General features: G+C 59.5%; 12 protein-coding genes. 5 read left to right on the forward strand and 7 right to left on the reverse strand.

Features of this window, described 5'->3' with window-relative positions:
* Window positions 1-2: 2 nt before the first annotated feature.
* Window positions 3-2303: an ATP-dependent Clp protease ATP-binding subunit ClpA gene (gene clpA / locus J0O65_RS24010; protein ID WP_215409696.1), complete on the reverse strand. Its 2301-nt coding sequence runs from the start codon at window positions 2301-2303 to the stop codon at window positions 3-5.
* Window positions 2300-2602, reverse strand: a complete 303-nt coding sequence (gene clpS, locus J0O65_RS24015) for an ATP-dependent Clp protease adapter ClpS (protein WP_070221390.1) — start codon at window positions 2600-2602, stop codon at window positions 2300-2302. Before clpS ends, clpA begins: the two co-directional genes overlap by 4 nt.
* Before the next feature lie 321 nt (window positions 2603-2923).
* Here clpS and cspE point away from each other — a divergent pair, with 321 nt between their 5' ends.
* A complete protein-coding gene (cspE, locus tag J0O65_RS24020; RefSeq protein ID WP_010395943.1) occupies window positions 2924-3127 on the forward strand; it encodes a transcription antiterminator/RNA stability regulator CspE in 204 nt (67 codons plus the stop codon).
* Window positions 3128-3218: 91 nt separating this feature from the next.
* Here the strand turns inward: cspE and icd are convergent, their stop codons facing one another.
* A complete protein-coding gene (gene icd, locus J0O65_RS24025; protein WP_215409697.1) occupies window positions 3219-4472 on the reverse strand; it encodes an NADP-dependent isocitrate dehydrogenase in 1254 nt (417 codons plus the stop codon).
* A 288-nt stretch (window positions 4473-4760) separates the two neighbouring features.
* Here icd and J0O65_RS24030 point away from each other — a divergent pair, with 288 nt between their 5' ends.
* The 3 genes from J0O65_RS24030 (at window position 4761) to J0O65_RS24040 (ending at window position 6333) form a co-directional block, all read left to right on the forward strand.
* Complete coding sequence (locus J0O65_RS24030; RefSeq protein WP_215409698.1) at window positions 4761-5324, forward strand: pseudouridine synthase; 564 nt, start codon at window positions 4761-4763, stop codon at window positions 5322-5324.
* A 110-nt stretch (window positions 5325-5434) separates the two neighbouring features.
* Window positions 5435-5758: a hypothetical protein gene (locus tag J0O65_RS24035; RefSeq protein WP_215409699.1), complete on the forward strand. Its 324-nt coding sequence runs from the start codon at window positions 5435-5437 to the stop codon at window positions 5756-5758.
* Between the two features lie 131 nt (window positions 5759-5889).
* Entirely contained in the window at window positions 5890-6333 is a 444-nt protein-coding gene (locus J0O65_RS24040) for a DUF192 domain-containing protein (RefSeq protein WP_215409700.1), read from the forward strand.
* Between the two features lie 154 nt (window positions 6334-6487).
* Here the strand turns inward: J0O65_RS24040 and rpsT are convergent, their stop codons facing one another.
* Window positions 6488-6754 (reverse strand): 30S ribosomal protein S20, encoded by a 267-nt coding sequence (gene rpsT, locus J0O65_RS24045; protein ID WP_010395935.1) that lies wholly within the window; start codon window positions 6752-6754, stop codon window positions 6488-6490.
* Between the two features lie 308 nt (window positions 6755-7062).
* On the opposite strand from rpsT, the gene murJ reads away from it, so the two are divergent.
* Window positions 7063-8610, forward strand: a complete 1548-nt coding sequence (gene murJ, locus J0O65_RS24050) for a murein biosynthesis integral membrane protein MurJ (RefSeq protein WP_215409701.1) — start codon at window positions 7063-7065, stop codon at window positions 8608-8610.
* Between the two features lie 180 nt (window positions 8611-8790).
* On the opposite strand, the gene J0O65_RS24055 is transcribed toward murJ, so the two are convergent.
* The 3 genes from J0O65_RS24055 to J0O65_RS24065 form a co-directional block, all read right to left on the reverse strand.
* Window positions 8791-9288 carry an FxDxF family PEP-CTERM protein gene (locus J0O65_RS24055; protein WP_215409702.1) on the reverse strand — a complete coding sequence of 166 codons (498 nt, stop codon included), beginning with the start codon at window positions 9286-9288 and terminating at the stop codon, window positions 8791-8793.
* Window positions 9289-9666: 378 nt separating this feature from the next.
* Window positions 9667-10323: a type II secretion system protein gene (locus tag J0O65_RS24060; RefSeq protein ID WP_215409703.1), complete on the reverse strand. Its 657-nt coding sequence runs from the start codon at window positions 10321-10323 to the stop codon at window positions 9667-9669.
* A 5-nt stretch (window positions 10324-10328) separates the two neighbouring features.
* A complete protein-coding gene (locus tag J0O65_RS24065) occupies window positions 10329-10721 on the reverse strand; it encodes a type II secretion system protein (RefSeq protein ID WP_215409704.1) in 393 nt (130 codons plus the stop codon).
* Between the last annotated feature and the right edge of the window lies 1 nt (window position 10722).

A 10722-nucleotide genomic window follows, 5' to 3' on the forward strand; every position in this document is an offset into this window, starting at 1 on the left:
GATTACTCCACTTCCACCGTTTCCGGCGCAGCCGTCGGCGCCGCGTCTGGCGGTTCCGGGAATTCCAGCAATACCTGATCCTTGTCGTCGAGGTCGACCGTGACCCGTCCGCCGGTGACCAGGCGGCCGAACAGCAGTTCGTCGGCCAGCGCCTTGCGGATCATATCCTGGATCAGGCGCGCCATCGGCCGCGCGCCCATCAGCGGATCGAAGCCTTTCTTGCCGAGGAAAGCGCGCAGCTTCTCGGTAAACACGGCTTCGACCTTTTTCTCGTGCAACTGCTCTTCCAGCTGCATGAGGAACTTGTCGACCACGCGCAGGATGATTTCCTGGTCCAGCGCGCGGAAGCTGATGGTCGCGTCGATGCGGTTGCGGAACTCCGGCGTGAACATGCGCTTGATGTCGGCCATCTCGTCGCCCGCCTGCTTCGAGTTGGTGAAGCCGATCGACGTCTTTTGCAAGCTTTCCGCGCCCGCATTGGTCGTCATGATGATGATCACGTTGCGGAAATCGGCTTTGCGGCCATTGTTGTCCGTCAAGGTACCGTGATCCATCACTTGCAGCAGGATATTGAAAATGTCCGGATGGGCTTTTTCAATTTCATCGAGCAGCAAGACCGCGTGCGGCTTCTTGGTGATCGCTTCCGTCAACAAACCGCCCTGGTCGAAGCCGACATAGCCCGGCGGCGCGCCGATCAGACGGCTGACGGCGTGGCGTTCCATATATTCCGACATGTCGAAACGGATCAGCTCGATACCGAGGATGAACGCCAGTTGCTTGGCCACCTCGGTCTTGCCGACACCGGTCGGACCGGAGAACAGGAAGGAGCCGATCGGCTTGTCCGTCTTGCCCAGGCCGGCACGCGCCATCTTGATGGCCGAGGCCAGCGCGTCGATGGCAGGATCTTGCCCGAACACGACATTGCGCAAGTCGCGGTCGATCGTCTGCAGCTTGCTGCGGTCGTCCTGGTTGACCGTTTGCGGCGGAATGCGCGCGATCTTGGCGATGATGTCCTCGATCTCGGCCTTGCCGATGGTTTTCTTTTGCTTCGACTTCGGCAAGATGCGCTGCGCCGCGCCCGCTTCATCGATGACGTCGATCGCCTTGTCGGGCAGATGGCGGTCGTTGATGAAGCGCGCCGCCAGTTCGGCCGCCGTCGACAGGGCCGAGGCCGAGTATTTCACGCCATGGTGCTCTTCGAAGCGCGATTTCAAGCCGCGCAGGATTTGCACGGTTTGCTCGACGGTTGGCTCGTTGACGTCCACTTTCTGGAAGCGGCGCGACAAGGCATGGTCTTTTTCGAACACGCCGCGGAATTCCGTGTACGTGGTCGCGCCGATGCATTTCAATTGGCCGTTGGCCAGGGCCGGTTTCAGCAGGTTCGACGCGTCCAGCGTGCCGCCCGACGCCGAGCCGGCGCCGATGATGGTGTGGATCTCGTCGATGAACAGGATGCCGTTCGGATTGTCCTTCAACTGTTTCAACACGGCTTTCAGGCGCTGTTCGAAGTCGCCGCGGTATTTGGTACCGGCCAGCAAGGCGCCCATGTCGAGCGAATACACGACGGCATTCTGCAGGATTTCCGGCACGTCGCTTTGCGTGATGCGGTAGGCCAGGCCTTCGGCGATGGCCGTCTTGCCCACGCCCGCCTCGCCGACCAGCAGCGGATTGTTCTTGCGGCGGCGGCACAGGATCTGGATCACGCGGTCGACCTCTTCCTCGCGGCCGATCAGCGGATCGATCCTGCCTTCGGCAGCGGCCTTGTTCAGGTTTTGCGTGAACTGGTCGAGCGGGCTTTCCTTCGGCTGGCCGTCGACGGGCGCTTCTTCCACGCCTTCGGAGGCTTTCGCGCTTTCCGTCGACTGGTCCTTGCGCACGCCGTGCGAGATGAAATTGACCACGTCCAGGCGCGTCACGCCCTGCTGGTGCAGGTAGTAGACCGCATGCGAATCCTTTTCGCCGAAGATGGCCACCAGCACATTGGCGCCCGTGACTTCCTTCTTGCCGTTCGAGGCGGACTGGACGTGCATGATGGCGCGCTGGATCACGCGCTGGAAACCAAGCGTCGGCTGGGTGTCGACTTCGCCCGTGCCAGGCACGGTCGGCGTGTTATCGCCGATGAAATTGGTGAGGGTCTTGCGCAGGTCTTCAATATTGACCGCGCAGGCACGCAACACCTCGGCAGCGGAGGGGTTGTCCAGCAGTGCCAGCAGTAAATGCTCAACCGTGATGAATTCGTGCCGTGCCTGCCGAGCTTCGACAAACGCCATGTGCAAACTTACTTCTAATTCCTGCGCAATCATACTTCCTCCATCACGCACTGCAGGGGATGCCCCGCCTTGCGCGCATGCGTTAAAACGAACTCCACTTTGGTACACGCTATATCTTTAGAGAACACGCCGCACACTCCTTTGCCGTAGCGATGAACACTGAGCATGATTTGCGTCGCCGTTTCACGGTCCTTGTTGAAATACTCCTGAATGATGGCCACCACAAATTCCATCGGGGTGTAGTCGTCATTGAGCAAGGCTACCTGATAGAGCGGCGGCGGCTTCAGCACTTGCCGCTCCAGCAGGGTTTCTGAGTCGTGCTTGGTTGCCATACGCTTATTCTAATGCTTTCACAGTGGTTGTCATGCGCAATATCTACGCCTTTCCAATTGTTCTCAATCTTACGCGTTTTCTTAATAGTGCGCAGATGGCGACCTTGCTGTCAAAATCAAGAGTTGCTTTTTTGGTCGCCGTGAAGAATTTGGCAATATCGATGGAAAAGCGCTTGACTTCATTATTTATTCCGCCAACAATGCTGTATCGACTGTTGCAGTAATGTACAGCTTGATAAGAAGTGAGACGTCGAGGAGGGGGCAAGAAGCTTCTTGCTTTTATGGCTCGTGTGATTTGTTTTAATTTTGAAAGTTCTTTTTATGGCAACAGGTACAGTTAAGTGGTTCAATGATTCCAAAGGTTTTGGCTTCATCACCCCAGATGACGGCGGCGAAGATTTGTTTGCTCACTTCTCCGCAATCAACATGAACGGTTTCAAGACCCTCAAAGAAGGTCAAAAAGTTCAATTCGAAGTCACGCAAGGCCCTAAAGGCAAGCAAGCTTCCAACATCCAGGCAGCCTAAGCATCGCCGGCCCTCAGATGTGAAAAACCCCGTTGTCAAACGGGGTTTTTTTTCGTCCGCGGGGTGCGCGGCACCCCGCCCCGCCCTCGTGTCACATGTGTTCGATCATCACCTGGCCGAAACCGGAGCACGACACTTGCGTCGCGCCCTCCATCAGACGGGCGAAATCATAGGTGACGCGCTTCGAGGCGATCGATTTTTGCATCGAAGCAATCACCAGGTCGGCCGCTTCCAGCCAGCCCATGTGGCGCAACATCATTTCCGCTGACAAAATCAGCGAACCGGGATTGACGTAATCCTTGCCCGCGTACTTAGGCGCCGTGCCATGCGTCGCTTCGAACATGGCGACGGAATCGGACAGGTTGGCGCCCGGCGCGATGCCGATGCCGCCCACTTGCGCCGCCAGCGCGTCGGAAATATAGTCGCCATTCAAATTCAGGGTGGCGATGACGCTGTATTCGGCCGGACGCAGCAAAATCTGTTGCAGGAACGCGTCAGCGATGGAATCCTTGACGATGATGTCGCGGCCCGTCTTCGGATTCTTGAACTTGCACCACGGACCGCCGTCGATCAGTTCGGCGCCGAATTCCTTTTGCGCCAGCGCATACGCCCAGTCGCGGAAGCCGCCTTCCGTGTACTTCATGATATTGCCTTTGTGCACGATCGTCACGGATGGCTTGTCATTGTCGATCGCATACTGGATGGCCTTGCGCACCAGGCGCTCGGTGCCTTCGATGGAGACGGGCTTGATGCCCAGGCCGGACGTGGCCGGGAAGCGGATCTTCGTCACGCCCATTTCATTGATGAGGAAATCCATCAGTTTCTTGGCGTCGGCCGAGCCTTGCTGGTATTCGATGCCGGCGTAGATGTCTTCCGAGTTTTCGCGGAAAATCACCATGTCGGTCTTTTCCGGCTCTTTCACGGGCGATGGCACGCCCGTGAAATAGCGCACGGGACGCAGGCAGACATACAGATCGAGCTGCTGGCGCAGGGCCACGTTCAGCGAGCGGATGCCGCCGCCGACGGGCGTGGTCAGCGGGCCCTTGATGGAGACCACGTAGTCTTTCAGCACTTGCAAGGTTTCTTCCGGCAGCCACACGTCGGGGCCATACACATTCGTCGATTTTTCGCCCGCATAGATTTCCATCCAGCTGATCTTGCGCGCACCGCCGTAGGCCTTGGCCACGGCGGCGTCGATCACCTTGATCATGACCGGGCTGATATCGATGCCCGTGCCATCGCCTTCAATGAAGGGAACGATGGGATTATCTGGTACATTCAGCGAAAAATCGGCGTTGACGGTGATTTTTTGGCCGTCAGCAGGTACAGTGATATGTTGATACATCGTGATCTCCGAAGTGGGACACACCGCTGGCGGCAACACAGGCCGGCGACGCGCTCTGCGGTTGCAGAGTTTACAAAAACAAGTCCGAACAGGGCGGCAACGAGGCACTTTAGCAGGGAAAGTACAGCGGGACCATCCACGGGGCCAAAGAACATTCGCCACACCGCACAAGTCTTCTATAAGACATAAGACTATAATTTCACATTATGCACCAGTATCTTACAGGGCGCCACGCTTTTGCGGCGCCGACCAGCAGCCACCATCGTTTGCCTCAATTCCACTACCAGCATGCCACTCATCCTCTTCAATAAACCATTCCAGGTCCTGTGCCAGTTTTCGCCGCAGGAAGGCCGCGCCACCCTGGCCGACCATTTGACCATCCCCGGCATCTACCCGGCCGGCCGGCTCGACGCCGACAGCGAAGGCTTGCTGCTGCTGACGGACGACGGCCGCCTGCAGCACGAGATCAGCCACCCGGACCGCAAGGAAGCGAAAACCTATCTGGTGCAGGTCGACGGCGTGCCCGATGCGGCCAGCCTGGCGCGCCTGCAGGCGCCGCTGGACCTGGGCGACTTCGTCACCAAGCCGTGCAAGGCCGTGCGCATTGCCGAGCCGGACTGGCTGTGGCCGCGCAATCCGCCCATCCGCGCGCGCGCCGACAAACCGACCGCATGGCTGGCGATCACTTTGAAAGAAGGAAAGAACCGGCAAGTGCGGCGCATGACGGCGGCCGTCGGCCTGCCCACCCTGCGCCTGGTGCGCAGCGCCATCGGCCCGTTCTCGCTGGCCAGCCACCCCTTGCTGCCTGGCGAATGGTGCGAAGTGCCGGCCGAGAACATCGGAAAAACGTGAACCGCACAAGAAAAATGGATTTCCTTGCAGAAATTTTCCAAAATGCACTATTTATTTTTAGATAATGCATTAAAATCATCTGACCTTAACATGACTGAAAAGGAAAGATGATGACAAAAGTAATACTGGCCCTGGCCGCCTCCCTGCTTGCTGGCGCCGCCTTGGCGCAATCGGGCGCCACGGTGCACGCTTCCGCCGCTACCGATGCCGTCAAACCACCACCCGCATCGGCGGCCAGCCATGCCTCGGCCGCCACCGACGCCGTCAAGCCCGTGCCGCCGGCGTCGGCCACCGTCAACGCTTCGGCCGCGACGGATGCGGCACGGTCCGGCGCATCGTCCAAGGCCTCGGCCGCCACCGATGCGCCGCGCCTGATTCCCCAGGCGCGCAAGACCAGGCAGCCGGCCACCGAGGCAGGCAAGCCCGTGAAGTAAGTGTCGTTCCCGGGGTTACGGCGGCAAGCCTGTTGCTGTAACCCCACGCTTTCGGCGCGGCCGGGCGGCACGCTTGACCAGGCAGGCGCCAGCATGGCTTAATCGCCGCTTCGCAGCCATGATCCCGCCCCATGAAAAATTCCCTGCGCCGTCTCAGCCTGTCCATCGCCCTGCTGTCTTGCGCCAGCATGGCCCAGGCGCAAACCAAGAGCTTGCAACTGTCGGCTGGCATGCATTTGATCCAGGCGGAAGTGGCCGCCACGGAAGAGCAGCGCGAACAGGGGTTGATGTACCGTGAAAAGATGCCGGCCAATGCGGGCATGCTGTTCGTCTTTGGCAAGCCATCGACGCAATGCATGTGGATGAAGAACACGCCGCTGCCCCTGTCGGTGGCCTTTATCGACGCCAGCGGCAAGATCGTCAACATCGAAGACATGCAGCCGCACACGCTCGACAGCCATTGCTCGACCAGGACCGTGCCCGTGCGCTATGCGCTGGAAATGCACCTGGGCTGGTTCAAGCAAAGGAACATCAAGCCGGGCATGAGCATCGGCAATCTGCCGGCGGCGCGCTAGGCCCTGGCCGCCGTCCGCTGCGGACACGGCCGCAAAAACGCGAAAAGAACGCGAAAAAACCCGCCAGAATGAATCTGCGGGTTTTTGCTTTTCAACCAGTGCCAGCGTACCGGCACAGGCAAGGCCACCGTGGCGGCTTGCCTGCTGGCGAATATTAAGCGGACAGTGCTTTCAAAGCAGCTGCCAGACGGCTCTTATGGCGAGCTGCCTTGTTTTTGTGGATGATCTTCTTGTCAGCGATACGGTCGATGGTCGACACGGATGCCTGGAAGATTGCAGCAGCAGCTGCCTTGTCGCCGCCCTGGATCGCTTTGCGAGCAGCTTTGATAGCCGTGCGCAAGGTCGAACGTTGGGACGAATTGTGTGCGTTTTGCTTAACTGCTTGACGAGCGCGTTTGCGCGCTTGTGCGGTATTTGCCATGGAATTTCCTAAAACAGGGTCAAAGTGCGTTTGCAAACATTAGTGTTTGCCAACCGGTGCGTTCTGTGCGTCTGCCGAACCATGTGTGCCAAACCAGTGCCTGTCAAACATTAGTGTCTGCGTAACAGAATTCTGTACAGCCTTCGATTATAGCGATATTTTCAAGCGGGAGCAAATCAAAAAACCGTGTGTGATGCCAAAAACACCTGAAAATGGGGCTGGCAAGGGCGAATCGGCCGCGCTTGTTACCCGCTTGTTACCATATTTTAAGCGTTTAACGGTAGCGCGCCCGGCTATAATCTGCCCCCATGAACTTGCTTAAAACCCTCGCCGCCATTTCCAGCATGACCATGCTGTCCCGTGTAACCGGATTATTGCGCGAAAGCCTGTTCGCGCGCGCCTTTGGCGCCGGCGCCTACACGGACGCCTTCATTGTTGCCTTCCGCATCCCCAATCTGCTGCGCCGATTGTTTGCCGAGGGTGCGTTCTCGCAAGCCTTCGTGCCGATCTTGTCTGAATACAAGAACCAGCATGGCCAGGAAGCGAGCAAGCAATTGGCCGACCATGTGGCCACCACCCTCGTCTGGGCCACTTTGCTCGTGTCCGCCATCGGCATCCTCGGCGCGCCCTGGTTCGTGTATGCGATCGCCACGGGCCTGTCCAAGGACCCGGGCGCTTTTGACGCGGCCGTGTGGATGACGCGCTTGATGTTCCCTTATATTACTTGCATGTCCTTCGTGGCTCTGGCCGGCGGCATCTTGAATACCTGGCGCGAATTCAAGATTCCCGCGTTCACGCCAGTGCTGCTGAACCTGTCGTTCATCGCCGCCTCGCTCTTCCTCGCGCCCTACTTGAAGCAGCCGATCTACGCCATGGCCATCGCCGTGTTCGCCGGCGGCCTGCTGCAGGTGGCGATCCAGATTCCCGCGCTGATCAAGATCGGCATGCTGCCGCGCCTGTCGATCAATCCCGCCATCGGCCTGTCCGACGGCGGCGTGCGCCGCGTGCTGAAGAAGATGGGACCGGCCGTGTTCGCCGTCTCGGCCGCCCAGATCAGCTTGATGATCAATACCAGCATCGCCTCGCGCCTGGCCGAAGGCAGCATATCCTGGCTGTCGTATGCGGACCGACTGATGGAGTTCCCCACCGCCATGCTGGGCGTGGCCCTGGGCACCATTTTGCTGCCCAGCCTGTCGAAAGCGAACGTGGATGGCGACAAGACGGAATACTCGGCCTTGCTCGACTGGGGCTTGCGTCTGACTTTCCTGCTGGCCTTGCCCGCCGCCGTCGGCATGGCGACCCTGGCCACGCCGCTGATCGCCACCCTCTTCCATTATGGCAAGTTCACGGCCGAATCCGTCACCATGTCGACGCAGCCGCTGGTGGCCTACAGCCTGGGCCTGATCGGCATCATTCTGGTGAAAACCCTGGCGCCCGCCTTCTATGCGCGCCAGGACATCCGCACGCCCGTGAAAATCGCCATCGGCGTGCTGATCGCCACGCAGCTGATGAATCTGCTGTTCGTGCCGTACATCGCCGTGGCCGGCCTGGCCCTGTCGATCGGCCTGGGCGCCTGCCTGAACGCCAGCTTCCTGTACTGGGGCTTGCGCAAGCGCGGCATCTACCAGCCGAAACCGGGCTGGGCCAAGTTCTTCCTGCGCCTGCTGCCGGCGCTCATCGTGATGGGTGGCGTGGCCTGTCTTGGCGCCATGCGCATCGACTGGATCGCTATGCAAGCCCATCCGCTGTTGCGGGCCGGCGCGCTGGCCCTGGTGGTGGCCGTGTGCGGCGTGGCGTATTTTGCGACCTTATTTGCGGTTGGCTTCCGCTTGCGCGACTTCAAGCGCCACGCTTGACAAGCTGTGCAGGACGTTGTTGCCGGCGTCTCGCCGTACTGGCGTACTGTCTTCGACTTGGCGCCTAGTCCTGCGCAGCTTGTCCGGATTGTGCCGGACCGTGCTGCCGGCGTCTCGCCGTACTGGCGAAAGACGAAAAAAAACCCGCCGAAGCGGGTTTTTTTTCGTTGCGGCACAAGCTTAGGCAGCTTTTTGGGCGCGACGACGGGCGGCGAAACCGACCAGCGCCAGGCCGCCGAGCAGCATGCCATAGGTTTCTGGCTCTGGCACTGGCAAGGCCGAGACGGAACCCAGGTAAGCGGCGTTTTTCAGACCCGTCAGGCCCGTGACGTGCACGGTATACGAACCGGCGGCCAGTTGGCCATCCCAGCTCAGGCTCTGGATGCCAGAAGCCGCAGTGTAGGTCAGGTTGCCGTAACCCAGCAAGGTGGCCGAGAAGTCCTTGATCGCGCCTTCGACGACGGAGAACGTTTGCAGTGCGCCAAACGAGGTCGACGATGGCGTGATCAGCTTGAACGTCCAGAAGTCATCAACCACGCTGTTCGCGGCAAACTTGGTGGTGATGGCCGACAGGGTATCGGAACCCGTTGGGTCCAGGATACCCAGGTCGTACGTCGCTGCCGATGCGCTGAACGATGCTGCTGCCAGAATGCCTGCAGCGATAAATTTCAATTTCATAGTTGATCCTCAAAAGTAATTTATGGCTGCAATACGCAGGCCACCAATAGTTTTAAGTAATCCTCGGGAAATTATTGTGAATTTATGAAGAACAGAACCGGATGCTGTGCAAGGCGGCTGCAGCGACGCAGTGCGAGCACTGCTAGCTGCGGGCAACACCGCACAGCGCCGGTTGTGGAAGTCAGAAAGCGCAATAATTTATTGGGGGTTACTTAGTACCGGAAGTACTGATGAGGATGGTAGCATAATTACATTAATTTTATTATAAATATTTTATCTTAGTTTCGCCTGTGATAACTATTTTTGAGGTGCAATAGTTACCTGCGCCGAGTACTTTCCCGGCAAAAACAGTTCACATGGGATCGATGGCTTTTTACCTTACTTTTCAGGAGAAACTGCCTGTTCCGGGGCTGGCGCGGGCAATTCGGCCTCTTCCGGCGCAGGCACAGGCTCGGTTTCTTGCGTAGGTGAAATAGGACGAGAAAACAACGCCGGCATCGGCATGTCCGGCGCGGCGGACGCACCATCGCTGCCAGGCGCCTGTGCCGCACTGGATGGCGGTGCTGGCTGGGCAGGCAACATGAACTGCCACTCCGACAGGTGCGCCTTGCCTTCAAAACCGGCGAAGCGGGCCTCGAAGTTGCCAACCTTTAATGGCGCCGCCTGCGACAGGCTGTGCACGCCAATGATGCCCTGGCTGCCCGGCTGGTACAGCAAACCCCACTCGGCACGCCCCGTGACGGGGTCGACAAACAGCTTGCGCAAATGGCGGCGCACTTGCGGGAAGCGGGGATCGCGCAGCAAGGCGGCCAGGGTCGGCGGCTGTTGCGGCTGGCCCGGCGGCGTGGCGGCCGCATAGCTGTACAAGGCGTCGGAAAACTGCGCGCCGATATCGAGCAATTCCTGCTCGGCCGCCTGGCGCTGCAGCAGGGAGCCCATCTTCAGCCCGGCCGCCCCCACCAGGCCCAGGATGGCCACCAGGATGATCAGGCCCAGATAGGTAACACCGCGCTGGCGGCGCGCAGGACGGTGCATGGCCGCTACCAGTCGGCGAACGGCGTGCCGCTGCGGTCCTTGCCGGGCGCGCCGCTTTTCACGTCATACACCTGGCCCGGCGTGTCGTCGGGCGGCGGCACGGTGATCCAGCTGGCGTCGCTATCGGTGATGGGATCGATGGGCATGGCGCGCAGGTATTTCTTTTCCACCAGTTGTTCCAGAGAGTCGGGATAGCGTCCCGTATCGCCGTGGAACTGGTCGATGGTCGCGCGCAGGTTGCGCAAGTTATCCGCCAACACGGTTTCCTTCGCCTTGTCGAGGCTGGGAAAATAGCGGGGCACGGCCAGGGTCAGCAGCAGCGCCACGATGCCCAGCACCACCAGCAATTCGATCAGGGTGAAGCCGCGCTCGCGGGCAGGAAGGAGGTCAGCAGCCATG

The organism is Janthinobacterium sp. JC611 (assembly GCF_018682595.1).
GTDB lineage: Bacteria > Pseudomonadota > Gammaproteobacteria > Burkholderiales > Burkholderiaceae_D > Janthinobacterium.

Coding starts and splice junctions, on each gene's coding strand:
- clpA (WP_215409696.1), bottom strand. CDS start 2,303: ATGATTGCGCAGGAATTAGAAGTAAGTTTGCACATGGCGTTTGTCGAA.
- clpS (WP_070221390.1), bottom strand. CDS start 2,602: ATGGCAACCAAGCACGACTCAGAAACCCTGCTGGAGCGGCAAGTGCTG.
- cspE (WP_010395943.1), top strand. CDS start 2,924: ATGGCAACAGGTACAGTTAAGTGGTTCAATGATTCCAAAGGTTTTGGC.
- icd (WP_215409697.1), bottom strand. CDS start 4,472: ATGTATCAACATATCACTGTACCTGCTGACGGCCAAAAAATCACCGTC.
- J0O65_RS24030 (WP_215409698.1), top strand. CDS start 4,761: ATGCCACTCATCCTCTTCAATAAACCATTCCAGGTCCTGTGCCAGTTT.
- J0O65_RS24035 (WP_215409699.1), top strand. CDS start 5,435: ATGACAAAAGTAATACTGGCCCTGGCCGCCTCCCTGCTTGCTGGCGCC.
- J0O65_RS24040 (WP_215409700.1), top strand. CDS start 5,890: ATGAAAAATTCCCTGCGCCGTCTCAGCCTGTCCATCGCCCTGCTGTCT.
- rpsT (WP_010395935.1), bottom strand. CDS start 6,754: ATGGCAAATACCGCACAAGCGCGCAAACGCGCTCGTCAAGCAGTTAAG.
- murJ (WP_215409701.1), top strand. CDS start 7,063: ATGAACTTGCTTAAAACCCTCGCCGCCATTTCCAGCATGACCATGCTG.
- J0O65_RS24055 (WP_215409702.1), bottom strand. CDS start 9,288: ATGAAATTGAAATTTATCGCTGCAGGCATTCTGGCAGCAGCATCGTTC.
- J0O65_RS24060 (WP_215409703.1), bottom strand. CDS start 10,323: ATGCACCGTCCTGCGCGCCGCCAGCGCGGTGTTACCTATCTGGGCCTG.
- J0O65_RS24065 (WP_215409704.1), bottom strand. CDS start 10,721: ATGGCTGCTGACCTCCTTCCTGCCCGCGAGCGCGGCTTCACCCTGATC.